Below are 20,100 nucleotides of genomic sequence, written 5' to 3'. Positions count from 1 at the left end.
TTTTTACTAATTCTAAATTTTCAAATCTTTGGTACAATCTTTATATGAGTCTATTCAGAAGTGGTGAACGTTAACAAAATTTTTCAGCTTATCAAGTCTGAGTATGAAAATAAAAAAATGTGACCAGCTAAGGGGTGGAGAGATGGAGAAAATTATTCTAGAAAAATTAAAAAAGATTGAAGAACGCGAACAAGTGGAAATTATTTTAGCTGTGGAGTCGGGTAGTCGGGCTTGGGGATTTGCTTCACCGGACAGCGATTATGATGTACGTTTTTTGTACGTGCGCAAGGCAGAAGACTATCCGCGCCTGGATGAAATGCGGGATGTGATTGAGTGGCAGTTAGATGAGACGTTGGATATCAATGGTTGGGATATTAAAAAAGCTTTGAAGCTCTTGCAACGCTCGAATCCGACCTTATTTGAGTGGTGTGCCTCACCGATTGTCTATTATCAAAATGAAAAATTTAGCCAGTTAAAAGAATTGTTACCTGCTTATTTTTCGCAAAAGAAATCCTTGTATCATTACTGGCACATGGCGAGTACCAATTATCGTGATTATCTGAAGGGGGATTTGGTGAAGGCTAAGAAATATTTTTATGTTTTGCGGCCGATTTTAGCGGGCCAATGGGTTCTTGATGAAAATACCAATCCACCGATGTCTTTTAGTGAACTACTAGCGGCTGAATTACCGCAAAATTTACGCTTGGCGGTAGATGAGCTATTGGAAATAAAAATGGCCGTCAATGAGCTAGAGCTGGTTCCGAAAGTCGTCGTCTTAAATGAATACATTGAAGAACAAATCAGTGTTATGGAGAATCAGGCTAAAAAATTACCACAGGAATCCGTAACTGACTGGCAACAACTAAATGCAGCCTTTTTAAAATTCATTCAGTAATTTAATCGTTTTTCTTCAAACGATTAAACTTGAATGCGTTTTTAAATTAATGTTATACTTTAAATAAGAAGGAGAGTGTTGTGAAAAATAGAGAAAGTAGGTGATGGGTCATTAAACAGTTAGTGACTACTCTAAAGGAGACCATTCTGTCATCCCTGCCACTAGCCATCATTGTCATGATTGTCTGTGTAATTATTGCACCCTTTGATGATATGGGAGATTATTTGCGGCTATTAGTAGGCTATGCCAGTGTAGTTATTGGTCAAACGTTATTTTTAGTGGGCTTGGAGGCGAGCATTTTACCGATTGGCAAAATTGTCGGGCAGTCTCTAATCAAACTGAAAAATTTATGGATTATTGTATTGTTTGGGGTTGTGTTTGGTTTTGTTGTGACAGTGGCTGAGCCGGCGCTCGAAGTATTGGCGCGGCAGACACATTTGGTGATTGATGATGTGGGGATTCGGCCGTTTGTGTGGCTGGCGAGTACAGGAACGGGTGTATCCGTTGGCTTTGCTTTGATGCGCTTGATGAAAAACTGGGATATTAAAAAAGTTTTTCTACTGCTTTACGCGATTGTTTTTGCAATGGTTTTATTTGTACCAGAGGGATTTATCGGGTTGGCTTTTGATGCCAGTGGTGCGACTACCGGGGATGTGTCGGTGCCATTTATTTTGGCGCTAGGTATCGGGGTATCTCAAACGATGAGCCGCCATAAGTCCAATGATGAAACCTTTGGAATTATCGGCATTACTTCGGTGGGACCGATTATTGCAATTTTTCTGTATGGCTTGTATATTTATTTGAAAAATAATGGCGTACTGCAATTAGATCAAACTTATGATCCGGTTGTCTCGGGAAGATTTTTAGATATTTTACAAGGCAACATTGTGGATGTCGCATTGGCTCTTTTCCCAGTTATTTTAGTTTTTATTCCCTTTCAGCTTTTTATTGTTAAATTACCGAAGAAACGGTTTGCCCGTATTTTATTTGGTAGTATTCCAGTTTATTTTGGCTTATTAGTCTTTTTAACGGGAATTGATTATGGTTTTGCTTTTGCTGGCAAATACATAGGGGAAGTTTTTTTGGATCCCGCAAAGCCTCAGTATTATCAAGGGCTGCTTTTATTAATCAGTTTCTTCTTAGGAATGGCGATTACATTGTCAGAACCAGCTGTAACCGTATTAGGCGATCAGCTGGAGGAATTGACAAATGGTCATATCAAAAAAATGACGATTCGCATCACCTTAGCTTTAGGAATTGGTTGTGCCGTTGTCTTGTCAGTTGTTAAAATTTTGACAGGTATCAAAATTATGTATTTCTTGTTGCCTTTGTATGTCATTGCATTAGTTTTGATGAAGTTTACTTCAAAATTATTTACCAGCCTAGCCTTTGATTCTGGCGGGGTAACTGGTGGCGCGTTGACCTCAGCTTTTTTGACGCCGCTGACATTAGGGATAGCGCAGGCAGTTGCGATGCGAAATCCGGAGACGGCCCAGTCGATTTTGACCAATGGTTTTGGGATTATTGCATTTATTTCGGTGACACCGTTGATTGCCGTGCAGGTTTTGGGTATTATTTACAGTAGCCGCAGTCAAAAAATTGAGAAAGCCGATGCCGCTGACGAGTTAGCCCGGATTCAAGAATATTTAGAGGGCGAAGATGACAGTGACGAATTAGCTGAAGATTAAAGTGCAGGGAGGTTAGCTGGGATGAAAAATCCAAAAAAGATTTCGATGATGACCATTATCACCGGCCGTCGCAAAAAGGACCGGGTGTTGACATTGTTGACGGATAACCGCTGTCCAATTATCACCACAAGTTATGGTCAAGGGACGGTCAGCCAGAATTATTTAGAAATGCTTTTGGGCTTGACGCCGGAGGAAGAGAAAACTGTCATCAACTGCATCATTCGCAACGATCAAAAGGAAAAAATTTATAAGCTGTTAATTACCGAGTGCCATTTCGATCAGCCGAATACCGGAATTGCTTTTTCCTCACCGGTGGACAATATTGTCTTTTAAGGTCTCTTTTTAAACAAAATTGAAAATCTTGATAATAGGAGAATAACTATGATTGATGAAACGAAAATTCAAAAGGCACTGCACGTCATTTGTACAGCGGGGTACGCTGATGATGTGGTGGAAGTGGCCCGAAAGGTTGGGGCTGGCGGAGCAACCATTTTGAATGCTCGCGGAGAAGGGGCTCGCCATCAAGTCTTTATGGGAATCACGATTGATTCTGAGCGGGAAATCATTTTGTTTTTAACAGATGATGAGACCTGCGAAAAAATCATGCAGGCGGTCAAAGAAAAAGTCGGTTTCAATACAGAAGCCAATTGTATTTGTTTTTCAATCCCAGTTACAGACGCCATTGGAATTAGCCAACACTAATTTAATCCATTGAGGCTGTGACATTAGTCAAAACAGAACTGAACTTTACGAACAATAACTAATAGAAACTGCTAGCTATTGTCAATTTGCGACGAGGACCTATTGGACCGTAGAAGCAAACTACTATTGTTCATGATTTCATCTGTTAAAAGACTAGTGTTTCAGCTTCTTTTTTTTCACGTAAAGCTACTGCTAAAAAGTAAAATATTTGAAAGGACTAAAGAGATGTGTTATAAAAAGCTAGACGAAATCAGGAATTTCAGGTACGATACAAGGGTTTTTTAGGAGGTGGGAAAATGGCACGAGTGGATAAGGTGTTGGCTTTTGTAAAAAAGCAAACGGTAAAAGATCCTCAAACGAACCAATATCTCGGCGTGACAACAAACGAAGTGGCTGAGGCCTTAGAAATTCAGCGGACCAATAGTAGTAAAGATTTAAATCAATTGGTGCGGGATGGCTATATCGAAAAGACGAATCAGCGTCCTGTTCGTTATTATTTTAGCGGCAATCAACAGACGGTAGCTAATCCAGCACCCGCCAAGGTCGAAAAATATGTGCCTAGCTATAAAGAAAATAATTTAGCTAAACTCCAGCCAAAATTTGTCGGCAGTCAAGAGACGCCGATGAAGGATATTTTTTCCCGACTGGTGGGTTCCAAAGGCTCGATGAAAAATCCCATCGATCAGGCGAAGGCGGCAATTTTATATCCTCCAAAAGGGTTAAATTGTTTAATCACCGGTCCGACGGGCTCTGGAAAAACGCATTTTGCCCATGCGATGTTTGAATTTGCCAAGGCCAATGAAGTGATTGCTCAAAGGGATGAATTGATTGTCTTTAACTGTGCGGATTATGCTAATAATCCTGAGTTGTTGATGAGTCATTTATTTGGCTATGTGAAGGGTGCCTTTACCGGCGCAAATGAAGACAAACAAGGAATCATTGAACAAGCTGATGGCGGGATGCTCTTTTTAGATGAGATTCATCGCTTGCCGCCAGAAGGTCAGGAAATGATTTTCTATTTTATGGACAATGGCACCTATAATCGTTTGGGGGAAAATTCTAAAAATCGCCGAGCGGATGTACGGATTTTAGGAGCTACTACCGAAGATCCTTCTTCTTCTTTATTGGAAACATTTGTGAGAAGGATTCCGATTAATATTCAGCTGCCGCCATTTTATGAACGGCCGGCGGAGGAGCAAATCGATTTGGTGCGGATTATGATGGCGATTGAAGCCGGCCGCATCCAACGGCGCATCAGTGTAATGGAGGATGTTGTTAAGGCGCTGATTGGTAGCGTTACCTATGGTAATATCGGTCAATTGAAATCCAATATCCAGCTAGTCTGTGCCCGGGCTTTTATGAATCAGATGAGCAACGAGGAAATCACCATTACCGTCGAGGATTTATCAGAAAATATCCGCAGCGGTTTAATCGAATTAGCCGGTGATCGTAATCGTTTAGCGGAGATGGCTAAATATTTAGAACCCAAAATGACGGTAGATCCCAACGAGCCGGCATTGCGTTTTCAAAGCGACTCCTATGAGCTACCCTATAATTTATATGATATTATCGGCGATAAAGCCGCTTTGTTAAAGGCGGATGGGTTAAGTCAAGATGTTATCAATCAATTTATTTCGACAGATATTAATATTCATTTGAAATCATTTTATAAAAATCATGGCTTCACCTTTGAATCCGATAATAAGCTGGGGGATTTTGTCGAGCCTCAGGTGATTGATTTGACGGAAGAGATTTTAGCCTATGCCACGAAGACATTCGGCCCAGTCTTTCAGCAAAATTTTATTTACGCCTTTAGTCTGCACATCAGCTCTCTTTTAAGAAAGATGAGCTTAGGTGAAGAGCGAGTGACCAATGACAATATTAAAGAGATGGCTGCTGGCTTTCCAAAGGAAATGAAAGCTGCTACCTATATCCATCATTTAATAGAAGAAAAGTTTTCGGTGACAGTCGCCGAAAATGAAATTTATTATTTAACGGTGTTGCTGATTTCATTAAAACATCGTAAGAGTGCCGGTCGTGTGGGCGTGGTCATCGCCGCTCATGGTATTAGCACTGCCAGCAGCATGGCGCAAGTAGTCAACAAATTACTGGGTACTGACCGCTTACAGGCAGTCGATATGCCCCTTGATATGAGTCCGACTGTTGCCTATGAAAAATTAAAACAAAAAGTCGTCGATGCCAATGAAGGCAATGGTGTTTTGCTATTGGTGGACATGGGATCGTTAACTTCCTTTGCTGATAATATCAGAAAAGAGACAGGTGTCATGGTGCGTTCCTTAGATATGGTCACTACACCTCTTGTTTTGGAGGCTGAACGAAAAGCGTCAGTTTTAGGGACGGATTTGGCCGAATTGTTTGAATCCCTTAAAGAATTTCAAGGTTATGGTCAGCTGACAACAACGAATGAAGAAAAAAGTGTCATCGCTGAGGATAAAGTAATTTTGGCAATTTGTACGACTGGCGAGGGAACTGCTCAACGCATCAAGGAAATTATTGAGAAGGCACTGCAGACGTCAGCGGTTAAAAACATTCAGGTAGCGACTACCTCTGTGATGGCCGCAGAAGAAAAAATCCAAGAGCTGCAAAAAAACAGTGAAATTGTCGCAGTCACAGGAATTCTTGATCCCAAAATCAATGCGCCATTTTTGCCATTAGAAAATTTTATCAATCAAGATGTTGAACTGCTGCTGGAAAATCTTTTACTGGAAAATGATTTACACCAAATTCAAGAAATTGAGCTGACGGAAAGCTCTGCCAAACAAATTGCCGTCGACTATATACTGGAAAGTTTTACATTTATTAACGGTAAGAAAATTATTGAGCCTTTGTGGCAGTTTACCGATGAGCTGTTTGACACATTCTTCGACCATCCTATGGATTACTCAACCTATATTAATTTAGTTATCCATTTAGCTGGTGCGATTGAACGGATTATTTTAAAAGAAACTTTGACGGTGAATCAACATGAGTTACAGGAAATGAAAAAGAATCCAGCCTATAACAAGCTGCATCAGTTGACCCAAAAAATTAATACCAGCCTCCATCTAGAAGTTCCCGAGGTGGAAGAATTTTTTGTTTTGCAATTTATCAATAATCAAGTTTGAAAATACAGCGCAACAATACACAAAAAGGATACACTGTTTTAGTGTATCCTTTTTGTGTATTGTAAGAAATGCTGATTTAGTTATTTTTTTGTTATAGTGTATTTTGGCACGGAACTTGCTTTATATATTTATGGAAAGAGGGCGAGGTTGAAAATCCAAAAATTTTTTAGATTTTTAATAGTAACCTGAAGAGGATTTCAAGATGAGCATGGATATTCGTCTTGCGAGGATTGATGACCGCTTAATTCACGGTCAAGTTGCAACCGTTTGGTCCCGCACAACCGGGGTCGAAAGAATTTTAGTGGTTAGCGATGAAGTTGCCAAAGATGATTTGCGAAAGTTTTTATTGAGCCAAGCAGTGCCACCCGGTGTCAAAGCCAATGTGATCACTGTTGACAAAATGGTTGAGGTTTACCATAACTTGTTGTTTCGCAATCATAAAGTCATGCTGCTTTTCACCAATCCGCAAGATGTCGCTGCAATCGTCAGAAGAGGCGTCGAGTTGCCGTCATTAAATATCGGTGGGATGCGTTTTACCACCGGCAAAAAAATGATTACCAATTTTGTCTCGATTGATGATGAGGATGTAAAAGCGTTCGATTATCTTTTAGCTCAAGGTATTGAAATTGAAATCCGCAAAGTTCCCGCAGATCGGAAGGTCAGCTTGGCCGATTTGTTAAAAAAAGAAAAGCTGAGCTAATTGCTGATGCCGGCATTTTTGAATTAATTTTATTATTTATTAGCATCAGTAAAAAATAATTGTAGGAGGAAAGAAAATGGTAGGAATCATCCTTGCCAGTCATGGCGAATTCGCTAACGGCATTTTACAATCCGGCTCAATGATTTTCGGCGAGCAGGAAAAAGTGCAGGCTGTTACTTTACAACCAAGCGAAGGACCTGATGACTTAAAGGCAAAACTACAAGCTGCAATTGCTACCTTCGATGAAGAAGACGAAGTATTGTTCTTAGTCGATCTTTGGGGAGGCACACCGTTTAACCAGGCCAATACATTGTTTGAAGAGCATAAAGACAAATGGGCTATCGTAGCCGGTTTGAATTTGCCAATGCTGATTGAAGCTTATGCTTCACGCTTTAGCATGACTTCTGCTCAAGAAATTGCTGCCCATGTCTTAACCGTAGCAAAAGAAGGAGTTAGAATTCGCCCAGAAGAGTTGGAACCAAAAGAAGCAATGGCACCAGCTGAAACTAAGGGAAGCGGACCAATTCCAGAAGGAACGGTATTAGGCGATGGCAAATTAAAAATTGTGTTAGCACGGGTCGACTCCCGGTTACTTCATGGTCAAGTGGCAACTGCTTGGACCAAGTCAGTTAACCCAAGTCGGATTATTGTGGTCTCTGATGCGGTATCAAAAGATGATTTACGGAAGAAATTGATTGAACAAGCTGCTCCTCCAGGGGTAAAAGCCAATGTTATCCCAATCGAAAAACTGATTGAAATCTCTAAAGATCCTCGTTTTGGTGACACTAAAGCTTTATTGTTGTTTGAAAATCCGGAAGATGTTGTCCGGGCAGTCGATGGCGGCGTTGACATTAAAGAAGTCAATGTCGGTTCGATGGCTCACTCAGTCGGTAAAGTAGTCGTAAGTAAAGTTTTATCAATGGGTGACGAAGACGTTCAAGCTTTTGAAACCCTAGAAAGTAAAGGCATCAAATTTGATGTCCGCAAAGTGCCGAACGATTCCAAAGACAATATGGACGACATTTTGAAAAAAGCTAAAAATGAATTAGCAAACGCTAAATAAAAGTTTAACTAGGAGGTAAGAAATTCCATGGGTGATTTAAATATTATTCAAATGATTCTGGTCGTTCTTGTCGCATTTCTAGCTGGTATGGAAGGTATCTTGGATGAATTCCAATTCCATCAACCATTAGTTGCGTGTACATTAATCGGCTTAGTTACTGGTAATTTGACAGCTTGTATTATCCTTGGGGGATCATTGCAAATGATCGCTTTAGGTTGGGCTAATATTGGTGCCGCTGTTGCACCGGATGCGGCTTTAGCTTCAGTTGCTTCAGCAATTATTTTAGTTTTAGGTGGACAAGGCGAAAATGGTGTTGACACTGCCATTGCCGTTGCGATTCCATTGGCTGTCGCTGGTTTATTCTTAACCATGATTGTTCGGACTTTGGCTGTGCCAATCGTTCACTTTATGGATGCGGCTGCTGAAAAAGGTGACTACAAAGCAATTGAAAGATGGCATATTATTGCGGTTATCATGCAAGGTATCCGGATTGCTTTACCTGCTGGCGCTTTATTATTAATCCCAGCTGCAACAGTTAGCGGATTTTTAAATTCAATGCCAGCTTGGTTAACTGATGGTATGGCAATCGGTGGTGGTATGGTGGTAGCTGTTGGGTATGCAATGGTTATTAACATGATGGCAACTCGTGAAGTATGGCCATTCTTCGTTATCGGTTTTGTCATTGCAGCTATCAGCGAATTAACATTAATTGCAATTGGTGCGTTAGCTGTTGCGATTGCTTTGATTTACTTAAACATTACAGAAAACCAAGGTTCTTCTACAGGCGGCGGCGGTTCAAACACCGGCGATCCTTTAGGCGACATCTTGAATGACTATTAGGAAACGGAGGAGAAAAAAATGGCAGAAAGAATCGAATTAACTAAAAAAGATCGTACTTCCGTTTTCCTACGCTCAACCTTCATTCAAGGTTCTTGGAACTATGAACGGATGCAAAACGGTGGCTGGGCATTTTCAATGATTCCAGCAATTAAAAAATTATACAAAAGCAAAGAAGACCGCAGTGCCGCTTTAAAACGTCACTTGGAATTCTTTAATACTCACCCATACATTGCTTCACCAATCCTTGGGGTAACTTTGGCTTTGGAAGAAGAACGGGCCAATGGCGCACCAGTTGATGACGTGGCAATTCAAGGGGTTAAAGTCGGCATGATGGGTCCTTTGGCCGGTGTTGGTGACCCAGTTTTCTGGTTCACTGTGCGCCCAATGTTAGGTGCCCTTGGCGCTTCTCTAGCATTATCTGGCAGTATTTTAGGCCCAATTATTTTCTTTGTGGCTTGGAATATTATTCGGATGGCCTTCATGTGGTATACACAAGAATTTGGCTACAAAGCTGGTTCAAAAATCACAGAAGATTTATCCGGCGGTTTATTGCAAAAAGTAACTAAAGGTGCTTCTATTTTAGGGATGTTTGTCCTAGGTTCACTCGTTGAACGCTGGGTAAGTGTTTCCTTCACACCAGTTGTTTCACAGGTTCAATTATCTGATGGTGCTTTCATCGATTGGAGTAAATTACCAAGCGGTACAGAGGGAATTAAATCAGCTATTGAACAATATTCTTCAGGTTTGTCCTTGTCTAATATTCAAACGACAACCCTACAAGATAATCTGGACAGTCTGATTCCTGGATTAGCTGCATTACTTCTGACTTTATTGTGTATGTGGTTATTGAAGAAGAAAATTTCTCCAATCATCATCATCATCGGTCTATTTGTAGTCGGTGTTGGCTTACACGTTTTAAACATTATGTAAGATTTTTTCTGCGGGGGTTTTTGTTTAAGAATAGTTCGTTTTACAGCTATTCTTAAACTGGCTCCTGTCAGTTTTTCTAAATTAAGGAGTGTTACTTACAGATAAGTGATAGTCCCTTTTATTAGAAATTTATAACAGGCTCATTTATACTAAAAGAAAGAAATGGAGCGATGAAGATGGTACAATCATTGAATACCAAGGTTGATTTAACAATTGATGGACAATCTTTTATGGGAATGAATAACTATGGAAAAATCATGGTAGGGGATAATGCGTTTGAATATTATGATACGAGGGATTCCCGCAAGTTTATTCAAATTCCTTGGGAGGAAGTCGATGTGGTCATCGCTTCGGTGATTTTCAAAGGAAAATGGATTCCCCGTTATGCTATTCGAACCAAACAAAATGGTTTATTCACCTTTGCCTCAAAAGAGCCCAAAAAGGTTTTACGGGCAATTAGAGAGTATGTGCCAGCTGATCACATGGTTCGTTCATTAGGCTTTTTCCAAGTTTTGAATCGCAGCTTAAAAAATCGCTTTGGCAAAAAACAGCAGTCATAATAAAAAGCACAAGTTGGTTGAACCTGTAAAACAGGTCCAATTATCCAGCTCGTGCTTTTTTATTTAAACAACTTATCTAGTAAGCCTCCAGTTCAGCGTTAGCTTTGTCGATAAGTTGGTGGTACCTAATGGGTTAGAAATCCTTCCAATGCTTGTCTTCTGGATTGGTGTTGGCCCATTTTTTAAATAGGGCCGGTAGTGACAGCGCAAAGCCAATTAAAATAATCCCTAAAATTGCCGGTAAAAATAATTCCAAACGGTCCTCCATATCAATGAAAAAACCATAGCGATAATATTCTAAATAGCTAAACAAGGTGGCCAATAATAAGCCAGCTCCCACTAAAGTGCCGGCACCAGCGGCTAATTTTAACAACAATTTACGATCCATTTTGAACTCCTCCTCTATATGAACTTGATATAATTAGTTTACTGGAGCTGAGAAAGAAAAAAACTTTTTCTCCATGAAATAAAAATGAAAAAATCTTCATAATTTTTCTAAAAGTATTGGGGAAAAAAGTGCTGGGAGATTTTACTTGTGTTTTTTTCTGCTATAATAGGTTAGGAAAACTAAGAGGAGGCCATCACATGAGTTTAAGAGTTGAAAAATTACGGCAGATGATGAAAACGGAGGGATTAGACAGCTTTTTAATTACTAGTCCCTACAATTTACGCTACTTCACAAATTTCACCGGCACTACCGGTCTAGCGTTGATAACTTTAGAAAATGCTTATTTTGTCACAGATTTTCGTTACACGGAGCAAGCTGGCAAACAAGCAGCAGGCTTTGAGATTGTCAAAAACAGCGGGCCGATTTTTGATGAGGTAGCCAATCTAAGCAACAAAGATAATTTGAATAGCATGGGCTTTGAAGAAAACTTTGTCAGCTTTGCTGAGTATTCTGTTTTGGAAGAAATTATTTCAGCTGAACTTGTACCAGTCGCAGGTTTAATGGAAGATTTACGGGAAGTCAAAGATGAAGCTGAAGTGGCTTTAATTCAAAAGGCCTGTGATATTGCAGATCAAGGCTTTAAACATATTTTGAATTTTATTAAACCCGGCATGACAGAAATCCAAGTTGCTAATGAATTGGATTTTTATATGCGCTCTTTAGGGGCTACTAGTGTTTCCTTTGATACGATTGTTGCTAGCGGTCTACGCTCAGCAATGCCCCACGGAGTAGCCAGCGAAAAAATCATTGAAAAAAATGATTTGATTACGCTAGATTTCGGGTGCTACTATCAAGGGTATGTATCTGATATGACTCGGACTTTTGCGATTGGCAATCCCGGTGACAAGCTAAAAGAAATCTATCAAATTGTCTTAGAAGCGCAATTAAAGGTGATTGAAGTGGCGCAACCAGGCATCACTGGGATTCAATTGGATGCTGTTGCCAGAGAACATATCGCTTCTTTTGGTTACGGCGAAGCCTTTGGTCATTCGACGGGTCATGGAATTGGTCTTGAAATTCATGAAGGCCCAAATGTTTCCTTTAGAGCAGATAAGGCCTTTGTTCAAGGCAATGTGATTACTGATGAACCTGGAATTTATCTACCCGGTATCGGCGGCGTGCGGATTGAAGATGATTTGTTGATTACAAAAGACGGCAATCAAGTCTTGACCCATTCACCAAAGGAATTGATTATTTTATAGAGTAAACCAATTTCTTGCTATTGATTTAAAGATAGCGTCAGACTGCAATTTCTGATACACTATCAATGAAGTTTTACTTTAGTAAAGCTAGGAGAACTGTTTTATTAACTAGCGACCCGTGAAAATTTCAAGGGAAGATTAGATTAAAGGAGATTTGATTATGGCTGACGAAAAAAGTTTAGTGTTAGACGTAAACCATGAATTAGGAGAAATCGTGATTGCTCCAGAAGTAATAGAAGTCATCATCGGCATTGCCGCTTCAAAAGTGGACGGAGTCTACGGCATGCGGGGTACTCTAGCCAGCAATGTCAATGAGCTGTTAGGCCGGGCTGCTTACGGTAAAGGCGTTTATTTAACCTTCACCGAAGAAGGTGCGATTAATGTGGACATCTATTGCTATTTAAACTATGGGACTTCCGTGCCAAAAATTGCGATGGACATGCAAGAGCGGGTGAAACAACAAGTGCTCTTTATGACGGATGTGGAATTAGCTGAGGTTAATATTCACGTTGTTGCAGTCATTCCTGAAAAAACGGAGCAGCCCAACTTAGCTGATCTATTCCCAGATGAAGATGAGGAAACCCATGAGTAAAGAATTAACCCGTCACGAGATTCGTGAAAAAGCTTTGCAGGCATTATTTCCTTTGGATTTTAATGCCGATTTATCTAAGCAAGATGCCATTTACAATGCGATTGAATTAGATCATCAGGATTTATTAAATGATGAAGAGGATGCCTTTGTCCCTACTTATCTGGATTTATTAGTAGAAGGCGTCGTTGCCAAGCAGGCGGAAATTGATGGGATTATCGCTAAGCACCTAAAGGCAAAATGGACGGTTTCACGGATTGCCAAAATGGATTTAATCATTCTGCGTATCGCAATTTTTGAAATTCTTTATGTTGAGGATGTACCAGCAACAGTTGCTTTGAATGAGGCGCTAGAATTGGCAAAAACCTTTAGTGATGACCAATCCCGTAAGTTTGTGAACGGTGTTTTGTCTAATGTGATTAAAGATCAATAAACATTTTTTGAAAGGCTGTGACACTAGTCTTTTTAACAGAAGAAATTTTGAACGATATTGTTTTGTCGTTGTAGTTCAGTGGGGTTGCAAGGCAAAAAGGGCCATGCTCCTACTGCGCAACAGGTCTTCGTTCTAAATCAATAATATCTAGTGGTACTTACTAATTATTGTTGGTGAAGTTCAATTCTGTTTAACTAATGTCACAGGCTTTTTTCTATTCCAAAAAATTTTGTAAAAATGAGGTCAGGCCACTCGGTTAAAAAGCAAGCTCAACCTTTGCCGAGGGCTGGTTCTATGCTAAAATTAGACCATTGAAGAGATGAAGGAGGCAGTAACATGGCAACAATCATTGATGGAAAAGAACTCGCACAAAAAATGCAGTCAGAAATAGCAACTGAGGTAGAAAACTTAAAAGAAAAAGGTTTGCAGCCGGGCCTCGTTGTTTTATTAGTCGGAGAAGATTCTGCCAGCCAAGTCTATGTCCGCAATAAGGAAAGAGCGGCAGAAAAAATTGGTATTTTCTCAAGGGTCGAACGCTTACCGGAAACAATCAGCGAAGCCGATTTGTTAACAAAAATTGCAGCTTATAACCAAGACCCTCTTTTCCACGGCATCTTAGTGCAATTGCCACTGCCCAAACACATTGATGAAGAAAAAGTGCTTTTAGCAATTGATCCGAGAAAAGATGTGGATGGCTTTCACCCAATGAATTTAGGTAAACTGTTAGCCGGTGAGGCAGAGATGATTCCCTGCACTCCTTATGGCATCATGAAAATGTTTGCAGCTTATGATATTGATTTAGAAGGAAAAACCGCCGTCGTAATCGGCCGCAGCAATATTGTTGGCAAACCGATGTCGATTTTATTATTAGAAAAAAATGCGACTGTGACAATCACTCATTCCCGCACCAAAGATTTGCCAGCAGTTGCTAGAACGGCTGATATTTTAGTCGTGGCTATCGGTCGTGGTGAATTTGTCACCGAAGAATTTATAAAACCCGGAGCAGTGGTCATTGATGTCGGCATGAATCGCAATGACACAGGGAAGTTAGTCGGCGATGTGGACTTCAAAGCTGTTGAACCGCTTGTTGACTTTATCACACCAGTTCCAGGTGGTGTTGGTCCCATGACAATCACCATGTTGATGCAGCAAACCGTTGAGGCTGCTAAAAGAAGCCAAGGGTAATAAAAAATATGGAAAATCAATATTTAACGATTACCGCCTTAACGAAATACTTAAAACGCAAATTTGAAGCCGATCCTTATTTGGAGCGGGTTTATCTGACGGGGGAAATTTCTAATTTTCGAATGCGGCCCAATGCCCATCAATACTTTAGCTTGAAGGATGACGGGGCAAAAATTTCCGCTATTATGTTTAAAGGTGCCTTTCAAAAGCTGAAATTTCAGCCAAAGGAAGGTATGAAGGTGCTAGTTGTTGGGCGTATTTCTCTGTATGAGGCCAGCGGCAATTACCAGATTTATATTGAGCATATGGAACCGGATGGCGTCGGGGCTTTGTATCAAGCCTTAGCTGAGCTGCAGGAAAAATTAAATCAAGAGGGTTTATTTTCTGCCCCTAAAAAACTGCTCCCCCGATTTCCTAAAAGAATCGCTGTCCTAACTAGTCCTAGTGGGGCTGTTATCCGTGATATTATCACCACCATTCAGCGGCGTTATCCAATTGCCCAGCTAGTTTTATTTCCAACGCTAGTTCAGGGAAATCAAGCTGCCGATGATTTGGTCCGCAATATTCAACGGGTCGAAGCTCTAGGGAATTTTGACACGATGATTATCGGGCGTGGCGGCGGTTCAATTGAGGATTTGTGGCCCTTTAATGAAGAAAGGGTTGCGCGGGCAATATTTGCAGCTGCAACACCGATTATTTCTTCTGTCGGTCATGAAACGGATACGACGATTGCAGATTTAGTAGCGGATGTACGGGCAGCGACACCGACAGCCGCCGCTGAATTGGCCGTACCGGTGCTCAGTGAAGAATTGTTGAAAATTAAAGAAAAGCAAGTTCGCTTAGAGCAAGCCTTGTCAAAACAGTTGCAGTTTAAAGGGGAGCGCTATCGCCGCCTAGCTAATTCCTATGTGTTTCGTCAGCCCAATCGTTTGTACGAAGCCCAATCTTTAAAACTGGATCAATTAAAGCAACAGCTACTGGTCAGCATGCAAACACTGACCAATGAAACCAATAACCAAGTGGTCAATTTGACCCACCGACTTTTACAAAATTCGCCAGCGGTCAAAGTCGCCGCTGCCCAACAGCAGGTACACTATCTAGATGAGAAATTACAAAACCGCATGACTGCTCTCTTTGATAAAAAGCAACAAGCTTTTTCAAACGCTGTCCAGTCACTGGATTTGCTAAGCCCTTTAAAAATTATGGGCCGCGGCTACAGTTACACAACAAAAGAAGATGAAGTTATCGGGCAGGTCGTTGATTTAAAGAGAGACGATGAAATTACAATACACTATGCAGATGGTGAGGCAACTGCCGCAATAAAAGACATTAGGAGGACAGATGATGGCCAATCCGACATTTGAAGAATCATTAACTGAATTAGAAAAAATCGTCAACCAGCTGGAACAAGGAGACGTGCCACTTGAAGAAGCTTTGAGTGCCTTTAAAAAAGGCATGGAATTAAGCAAGCAATGCCAAGACACGTTAACCAAAGCGGAAAAAACCTTGACGAAAGTTATGGCTGACAATAATCAAGAAGAATTATTTGAAGGGGCAGACAATGAGTAGTCTAGCTGCATTTTCTAAAGAGCAGTTACCAGAAGTGGAAGCTGTGATGAAAAATTTTTTAAAACAGCATACCAGTGATTTAAAGTTGCTAGAAGCGATGGAATATTCAATTGCGGCTGGCGGGAAACGGATTCGCCCCCTCTTTGTTTTGACAATTGCTGCCGGTTTTCAAGGAGAGCTGACGCAAGGCGCTTATCAAGCGGCCGCTACAGTTGAAATGGTTCACACCTATTCATTGATCCATGATGATTTACCGGCGATGGACGATGACGATTTGCGGCGAGGACAAGCGACCAATCATAAAGTTTTTGGCGAAGCGTTAGCTATTTTAGCTGGCGATGGTCTGTTGACTGCTGCCTTTCAATTACTGGCACAGGCAGATTTACCGGCAGCAATAAATTTAGCACTGGTACAAGAACTTGCAGCTGCCGCTGGAACCGAAGGAATGGTTGCCGGTCAGTCCGCCGATATTCAAGGGGAAAACGAAGCTCTGTCATTGTCTGAGTTGATGGCAGTTCATGAGCGGAAAACGGGGGCACTGATTACCTATAGTATTGTGGCTGGTGGATTGCTGACGCAACAATCCGCAATAATTTTATCTTTGCTGAGAAAGATTGCTGGTCATTTAGGTTTGGCTTTTCAAATTAGAGATGATCTTTTGGATGTTATCAGTACAACTGAAGCTTTAGGTAAAACAGTTGGTCGTGATCAAGCGCTAGCTAAAAGTACTTATCCCGCTCTCTTGGGTGTGGAGGGTGCAAAGGAAGCCTTGCGAAAAGAATTAATTGAAGCAAGAGCGACTGTGAGAGACATTCAAAACGAAACAACCTTTAACGCTGATCTCTTGCAGCAGCTGATAGGCCGTTTTGAATTGGCTTAGAAAGAGGGAACCATGAAGAAAGAACGTGTAGATGTCCTTGCCTATGAGCAGGGCCTCTTTGAAACCCGAGAAAAAGCCAAGCGGGGTGTGATGGCTGGCTTGGTATACACTGAAAAAAATGAACGCCTTGATAAACCTGGCGAAAAAATTGCAACAGACAGCTTGTTAAAAATTAAAGGAGAAAAATTACCTTACGTGTCTCGTGGTGGCCTGAAGTTGGCTAAAGCCCTTGAGGTGTTTGATATTTCTTTAAAAGACAAAATCGTTTTGGATATTGGAGCTTCCACCGGTGGCTTTACGGATGTCGCCCTGCAAAATGGCGCCAAACTCAGTTATGCCCTGGATGTCGGTTATAATCAATTGGCTTGGAAAATTCGGCAAGATTCCCGGGTGGTCGTGATGGAGCGCACCAATTTTCGCTATGCGACGCCGGAAGATTTTACTGAGGGGCAACCGGAATTTGCCAGTATTGATGTCTCCTTTATCTCCCTTAAATTAATTCTGCCGCCGTTGCATAAGATTTTAAGGTCTGGTGGTTCAGTTGTCGCCTTAATTAAGCCGCAATTTGAAGCTGGCCGAGAAGCCGTTGGTAAAAACGGCATCATTAAAGATCCAAAAGTTCATCAGCAAGTGTTGACGGATATTTTGGACTTTGCCCAAACGGCTAATTATCAAGTCGCAGCCTTAAGCTATTCACCGATTACTGGTGGTGAAGGTAATATTGAATTTTTAGTCCATTTAAAATCAGCGACAAGCGGCTCAATCTTACCAGAAGTTTCAATCGAAGACGTCGTGGCTGCTGCCCATCAGGATTTAGCAAAAAAATAGTTTTTTTCAGATTTAAAAAAATTAGCTTCGAGCTATCAACAAAGGTTTGCCTAAATGTTGCATTTTTTTCATTGCAACTGGTGCTGCCTTTTGATGGCTCGCTTTTTTTCCGTATCAGAATAAAAAATCTGGCTCTTGAAGAAATAATTCTAAAGTTCAACCAAATTTCTGCTTGGTCTTCAGGGCTGCCATTGCTTTTTTTTGTGAAAAAAAGTAAGCTAAATAAAATGATTGGATTCCAATTTTTGGAGGGAAGAGTAGATGAGAAAAAAAGACCGCCAACAATTACTTAGTCAGCTCCTCAATGAGCGGGCGATTCGCAAGCAGGAAGATTTTGTAGAAATCTTGGCTCAAGAGGATATTTTTGTTACTCAGGCGACCATTTCCCGAGATATTAAGGAAATGAAGCTGGTGAAGGTGCCCTCACCTGAAGGCGGCTATCAATACAGTTTGCCCCAAGAGAGTCAGGATAATACAGCAGAAAAATTGCATCGTTTATTAAATGATGGCTTGATTTCAGTTGATATTCAAGAGAAGCTTCTGTATTTGCGGACACTTCCTGGGAGTGCTATCGCTTTGGGCAAGTTATTGCAAAGCCAATTCTCTGAAGAGCTTTTTGCGGCGATTAACGATGATGATGGACTGCTATTAATTGCCCGCAGTGAGGCCCAAGCCCAAGAGCTTCAAGAGTTTCTAATTGGCTATCTATAAAAGAAGTTCTGCAAAGGAGTTTTACAGATGCTGTTACAATTAAACATTAAAAATTTTGCGATAATCTCCCAGCTTCAGCTACAGTTTTATAAAGGGATGACTGCATTAACCGGTGAAACCGGCGCCGGAAAGTCGATTATCATCGATGCCATGAGCTTATTAGCCGGCAGCCGCAGCTCCTCTGATTTTATCCGAGAAGGTAGTGAGAGCTGCCTATTGGAAGGGCTCTTTGAAATTCCAGAGCAGCCAGCCTTTCTGGCAGTCGCTGAAGAGTTAGGCTTAGATTTAAACGATGATCAACTTGTCGTGCAACGGGACATCTATCTGACAGGAAAAAGTATATGCCGTATTAATGGCCGGATTGTGACGTTAGGAAATTTACGGCGGGTAGGGGAATACTTAGTTGATATTCAAGGACAAAATGATCATCAAGAATTGATGCGGGCAGACCGGCATCTAAACTTATTAGATAGTTTCGGTGCCAAAGATTTTCAAAAGGCTAAGGAAGCTTATCGCAATAATTATAACGAAGTCAGTAAGCAAGCCCGAGAGTTGGAGCGTTTAAAAACTGATGAGCAATCCTACGTTCAACGGGTAGACATGCTGACTTTCCAGAAAGAAGAAATTGAAGCTGCGGAGTTAGCCGCTGGTGAAGAAGAAATTTTGTTGGAGGAGCGGGATAAGCTCAGTAATTTTCATCGGATTGTCGATACCTTTTCAACAATTTATCAACGCTTGACAGACGAACAACAAGGAGCCTTAGATAATGTCGGCTCAGCTAGCCAAGAGATTTCAGAGATTGCTGATTTAGATTTGGAATATCAGCAAATTAGCGAAAATATTCATAGCGCCTATTATCTTTTGCAGGATGCTAGTTCTGAGATTACGCGAATTATTGAAAGCCTTGAACTGGATGAAGGCCGTTTGGAAGTGGTGATGCAGCGCCTGGAGTTAATTCGCCAATTAAAACGGAAATATGGCAATTCTATCGCTGAGATTTTAAGCTATTATCAAAAAATTTCTGATGAATTATCTGATTCAGTTTTCTCAGATGGCCGCTTAGATCAGCTGGAAAAAGAAGTGGCCGCTAAATGGCAAAAGGTGACAGAACAGGGGGTAAAATTACATGTTCAGCGAAAGAAGATGGCTTTGCGGTTGGAAAAGGAAATTCTAGAGGAGCTAAAAGGCTTGTATATGGAAAACAGCCAATTTGAGGTTCGTTTTACCAAAGCTAAAGAGTTGAACAGCGATGGCTTTGACATTGTCGAATTTTATATTTCGACTAATCCGGGGGAACCTTTGAAGCCTTTAGTTAGGGTGGCCTCTGGTGGGGAACTATCACGGGTGATGCTGGCATTAAAAACTATTTTTTCTAAAGTGCAGGGCATCACCAGCATTGTCTTTGATGAGGTAGATACTGGTGTCAGTGGTCGTGTTGCTCAGGCGATTGCCGAAAAAATTTATAAAATCGCCCAAAATTCTCAAGTTCTCTGCATCACGCATCTGCCACAAGTTGCCGCTGCCGCTGACAATGAATATTTCATCTATAAAGAAGTTATCGGGCAGCGGACAGAAACTCGGGTCAAACAGTTAGATGAAGACCAACGGGTAGCTGAGATTGCCCGAATGTTGGCTGGTTCTGAAGTGACAGAATTGGCCTTGGAGCATGCCAAGGAATTATTGAGGCAAGCTCGACACAGTAATTAAATGTTAAAAAATATCCAACCATTCGTAACGGCAAAAGGTTACGAA

At 41.0% G+C, this 20,100-nt stretch carries 21 protein-coding genes; 20 read left to right on the top strand and 1 reads right to left on the bottom strand.

Translation table 11 applies throughout. The features are described 5' to 3' along the window. The first annotated feature begins 142 nt into the window (after positions 1 to 142). The 10 genes from ORH16_RS01020 to ORH16_RS00975 all read left to right on the top strand — a co-directional run bounded on the left by ORH16_RS01020 (position 143) and on the right by ORH16_RS00975 (position 10,503). Entirely contained in the window at positions 143 to 895 is a 753-nt protein-coding gene (locus tag ORH16_RS01020) for a nucleotidyltransferase domain-containing protein (RefSeq protein ID WP_265455432.1), read from the top strand. 122 nt (positions 896 to 1,017) lie between these two features. After that, positions 1,018 to 2,583 carry a DUF1538 domain-containing protein gene (locus ORH16_RS01015; protein WP_265455430.1) on the top strand — a complete coding sequence of 522 codons (1,566 nt, stop codon included), beginning with the start codon at positions 1,018 to 1,020 and terminating at the stop codon, positions 2,581 to 2,583. A gap of 21 nt (positions 2,584 to 2,604) precedes the next feature. Continuing rightward, a complete protein-coding gene (locus ORH16_RS01010) occupies positions 2,605 to 2,916 on the top strand; it encodes a hypothetical protein (RefSeq protein WP_265455428.1) in 312 nt (103 codons plus the stop codon). Between the two features lie 48 nt (positions 2,917 to 2,964). Next, positions 2,965 to 3,285, top strand: a complete 321-nt coding sequence (locus tag ORH16_RS01005; protein ID WP_265455426.1) for a P-II family nitrogen regulator — start codon at positions 2,965 to 2,967, stop codon at positions 3,283 to 3,285. 296 nt (positions 3,286 to 3,581) lie between these two features. Continuing rightward, on the top strand, positions 3,582 to 6,410 hold the full coding sequence (locus ORH16_RS01000) for a sigma-54-dependent transcriptional regulator (protein ID WP_265455425.1): 2,829 nt from the start codon (positions 3,582 to 3,584) through the stop codon (positions 6,408 to 6,410). 202 nt (positions 6,411 to 6,612) lie between these two features. Then, positions 6,613 to 7,110, top strand: coding sequence for a PTS system mannose/fructose/N-acetylgalactosamine-transporter subunit IIB (locus tag ORH16_RS00995; protein ID WP_265455423.1), 498 nt, complete (start codon positions 6,613 to 6,615; stop codon positions 7,108 to 7,110). Between the two features lie 76 nt (positions 7,111 to 7,186). Beyond that, positions 7,187 to 8,173 carry a mannose/fructose/sorbose PTS transporter subunit IIA gene (locus tag ORH16_RS00990; RefSeq protein WP_265455421.1) on the top strand — a complete coding sequence of 329 codons (987 nt, stop codon included), beginning with the start codon at positions 7,187 to 7,189 and terminating at the stop codon, positions 8,171 to 8,173. A 27-nt stretch (positions 8,174 to 8,200) separates the two neighbouring features. Beyond that, positions 8,201 to 9,013 carry a PTS mannose/fructose/sorbose transporter subunit IIC gene (locus ORH16_RS00985; RefSeq protein ID WP_265455419.1) on the top strand — a complete coding sequence of 271 codons (813 nt, stop codon included), beginning with the start codon at positions 8,201 to 8,203 and terminating at the stop codon, positions 9,011 to 9,013. Between the two features lie 18 nt (positions 9,014 to 9,031). Beyond that, positions 9,032 to 9,943 (top strand): PTS system mannose/fructose/sorbose family transporter subunit IID, encoded by a 912-nt coding sequence (locus ORH16_RS00980; RefSeq protein ID WP_265455417.1) that lies wholly within the window; start codon positions 9,032 to 9,034, stop codon positions 9,941 to 9,943. Positions 9,944 to 10,119: 176 nt separating this feature from the next. After that, positions 10,120 to 10,503: a DUF956 family protein gene (locus ORH16_RS00975; protein ID WP_265455415.1), complete on the top strand. Its 384-nt coding sequence runs from the start codon at positions 10,120 to 10,122 to the stop codon at positions 10,501 to 10,503. A 133-nt stretch (positions 10,504 to 10,636) separates the two neighbouring features. Here the strand turns inward: ORH16_RS00975 and ORH16_RS00970 are convergent, their stop codons facing one another. Continuing rightward, the gene (locus tag ORH16_RS00970) at positions 10,637 to 10,891 is read right to left on the bottom strand and encodes a hypothetical protein (RefSeq protein ID WP_265455414.1); all 255 of its coding nucleotides are present in this window, start codon (positions 10,889 to 10,891) and stop codon (positions 10,637 to 10,639) included. 197 nt (positions 10,892 to 11,088) lie between these two features. Between ORH16_RS00970 and ORH16_RS00965 the strand changes: the two genes are divergently transcribed. The 10 genes from ORH16_RS00965 (at position 11,089) to recN (ending at position 20,055) form a co-directional block, all read left to right on the top strand. Next, complete coding sequence (locus ORH16_RS00965; protein WP_265455412.1) at positions 11,089 to 12,153, top strand: M24 family metallopeptidase; 1,065 nt, start codon at positions 11,089 to 11,091, stop codon at positions 12,151 to 12,153. 160 nt (positions 12,154 to 12,313) lie between these two features. Then, positions 12,314 to 12,745: an Asp23/Gls24 family envelope stress response protein gene (locus ORH16_RS00960; protein ID WP_265455410.1), complete on the top strand. Its 432-nt coding sequence runs from the start codon at positions 12,314 to 12,316 to the stop codon at positions 12,743 to 12,745. After that, the gene (gene nusB / locus ORH16_RS00955) at positions 12,738 to 13,175 is read left to right on the top strand and encodes a transcription antitermination factor NusB (RefSeq protein ID WP_265455408.1); all 438 of its coding nucleotides are present in this window, start codon (positions 12,738 to 12,740) and stop codon (positions 13,173 to 13,175) included. The genes ORH16_RS00960 and nusB overlap by 8 nt, the downstream gene beginning before the upstream one ends. 336 nt (positions 13,176 to 13,511) lie before the next feature. Then, positions 13,512 to 14,360 (top strand): bifunctional methylenetetrahydrofolate dehydrogenase/methenyltetrahydrofolate cyclohydrolase, encoded by an 849-nt coding sequence (locus ORH16_RS00950; protein WP_265455406.1) that lies wholly within the window; start codon positions 13,512 to 13,514, stop codon positions 14,358 to 14,360. A gap of 8 nt (positions 14,361 to 14,368) precedes the next feature. Further along, the gene (gene xseA, locus ORH16_RS00945; protein ID WP_265455404.1) at positions 14,369 to 15,724 is read left to right on the top strand and encodes an exodeoxyribonuclease VII large subunit; all 1,356 of its coding nucleotides are present in this window, start codon (positions 14,369 to 14,371) and stop codon (positions 15,722 to 15,724) included. Beyond that, positions 15,705 to 15,929 (top strand): exodeoxyribonuclease VII small subunit, encoded by a 225-nt coding sequence (locus ORH16_RS00940; RefSeq protein ID WP_265455402.1) that lies wholly within the window; start codon positions 15,705 to 15,707, stop codon positions 15,927 to 15,929. The genes xseA and ORH16_RS00940 overlap by 20 nt, the downstream gene beginning before the upstream one ends. Next, positions 15,922 to 16,809, top strand: a complete 888-nt coding sequence (locus ORH16_RS00935) for a polyprenyl synthetase family protein (protein WP_265455400.1) — start codon at positions 15,922 to 15,924, stop codon at positions 16,807 to 16,809. Before ORH16_RS00940 ends, ORH16_RS00935 begins: the two co-directional genes overlap by 8 nt. A gap of 12 nt (positions 16,810 to 16,821) precedes the next feature. Next, the gene (locus ORH16_RS00930) at positions 16,822 to 17,637 is read left to right on the top strand and encodes a TlyA family RNA methyltransferase (protein ID WP_265455398.1); all 816 of its coding nucleotides are present in this window, start codon (positions 16,822 to 16,824) and stop codon (positions 17,635 to 17,637) included. A 261-nt stretch (positions 17,638 to 17,898) separates the two neighbouring features. Then, positions 17,899 to 18,348 (top strand): arginine repressor, encoded by a 450-nt coding sequence (locus tag ORH16_RS00925; RefSeq protein ID WP_265455396.1) that lies wholly within the window; start codon positions 17,899 to 17,901, stop codon positions 18,346 to 18,348. A 27-nt stretch (positions 18,349 to 18,375) separates the two neighbouring features. Further along, on the top strand, positions 18,376 to 20,055 hold the full coding sequence (gene recN, locus ORH16_RS00920; protein ID WP_265455394.1) for a DNA repair protein RecN: 1,680 nt from the start codon (positions 18,376 to 18,378) through the stop codon (positions 20,053 to 20,055). Positions 20,056 to 20,100: the final 45 nt, after the last annotated feature.

It is taken from the genome of Enterococcus sp. HY326, assembly GCF_026157065.1.
Classification (GTDB): domain Bacteria; phylum Bacillota; class Bacilli; order Lactobacillales; family Enterococcaceae; genus HY326.
This window is presented reverse-complemented; position numbering and strand designations above follow the sequence as displayed.

What these genes read in the sequence shown, in the direction of transcription:
- ORH16_RS00930 (WP_265455398.1), top strand. Translation starts at nt 16,822, where the DNA reads ATGAAGAAAGAACGTGTAGATGTCCTTGCCTATGAGCAGGGCCTCTTT.
- ORH16_RS00970 (WP_265455414.1), bottom strand. Translation starts at nt 10,891, where the DNA reads ATGGATCGTAAATTGTTGTTAAAATTAGCCGCTGGTGCCGGCACTTTA.
- ORH16_RS01010 (WP_265455428.1), top strand. Translation starts at nt 2,605, where the DNA reads ATGAAAAATCCAAAAAAGATTTCGATGATGACCATTATCACCGGCCGT.
- ORH16_RS01020 (WP_265455432.1), top strand. Translation starts at nt 143, where the DNA reads ATGGAGAAAATTATTCTAGAAAAATTAAAAAAGATTGAAGAACGCGAA.
- ORH16_RS00995 (WP_265455423.1), top strand. Translation starts at nt 6,613, where the DNA reads ATGAGCATGGATATTCGTCTTGCGAGGATTGATGACCGCTTAATTCAC.
- xseA (WP_265455404.1), top strand. Translation starts at nt 14,369, where the DNA reads ATGGAAAATCAATATTTAACGATTACCGCCTTAACGAAATACTTAAAA.
- ORH16_RS01000 (WP_265455425.1), top strand. Translation starts at nt 3,582, where the DNA reads ATGGCACGAGTGGATAAGGTGTTGGCTTTTGTAAAAAAGCAAACGGTA.
- ORH16_RS00940 (WP_265455402.1), top strand. Translation starts at nt 15,705, where the DNA reads ATGGCCAATCCGACATTTGAAGAATCATTAACTGAATTAGAAAAAATC.
- ORH16_RS00990 (WP_265455421.1), top strand. Translation starts at nt 7,187, where the DNA reads ATGGTAGGAATCATCCTTGCCAGTCATGGCGAATTCGCTAACGGCATT.
- nusB (WP_265455408.1), top strand. Translation starts at nt 12,738, where the DNA reads ATGAGTAAAGAATTAACCCGTCACGAGATTCGTGAAAAAGCTTTGCAG.
- ORH16_RS00925 (WP_265455396.1), top strand. Translation starts at nt 17,899, where the DNA reads ATGAGAAAAAAAGACCGCCAACAATTACTTAGTCAGCTCCTCAATGAG.
- ORH16_RS00965 (WP_265455412.1), top strand. Translation starts at nt 11,089, where the DNA reads ATGAGTTTAAGAGTTGAAAAATTACGGCAGATGATGAAAACGGAGGGA.
- ORH16_RS00980 (WP_265455417.1), top strand. Translation starts at nt 9,032, where the DNA reads ATGGCAGAAAGAATCGAATTAACTAAAAAAGATCGTACTTCCGTTTTC.
- ORH16_RS00985 (WP_265455419.1), top strand. Translation starts at nt 8,201, where the DNA reads ATGGGTGATTTAAATATTATTCAAATGATTCTGGTCGTTCTTGTCGCA.
- recN (WP_265455394.1), top strand. Translation starts at nt 18,376, where the DNA reads ATGCTGTTACAATTAAACATTAAAAATTTTGCGATAATCTCCCAGCTT.
- ORH16_RS00935 (WP_265455400.1), top strand. Translation starts at nt 15,922, where the DNA reads ATGAGTAGTCTAGCTGCATTTTCTAAAGAGCAGTTACCAGAAGTGGAA.
- ORH16_RS00950 (WP_265455406.1), top strand. Translation starts at nt 13,512, where the DNA reads ATGGCAACAATCATTGATGGAAAAGAACTCGCACAAAAAATGCAGTCA.
- ORH16_RS01005 (WP_265455426.1), top strand. Translation starts at nt 2,965, where the DNA reads ATGATTGATGAAACGAAAATTCAAAAGGCACTGCACGTCATTTGTACA.
- ORH16_RS00960 (WP_265455410.1), top strand. Translation starts at nt 12,314, where the DNA reads ATGGCTGACGAAAAAAGTTTAGTGTTAGACGTAAACCATGAATTAGGA.
- ORH16_RS00975 (WP_265455415.1), top strand. Translation starts at nt 10,120, where the DNA reads ATGGTACAATCATTGAATACCAAGGTTGATTTAACAATTGATGGACAA.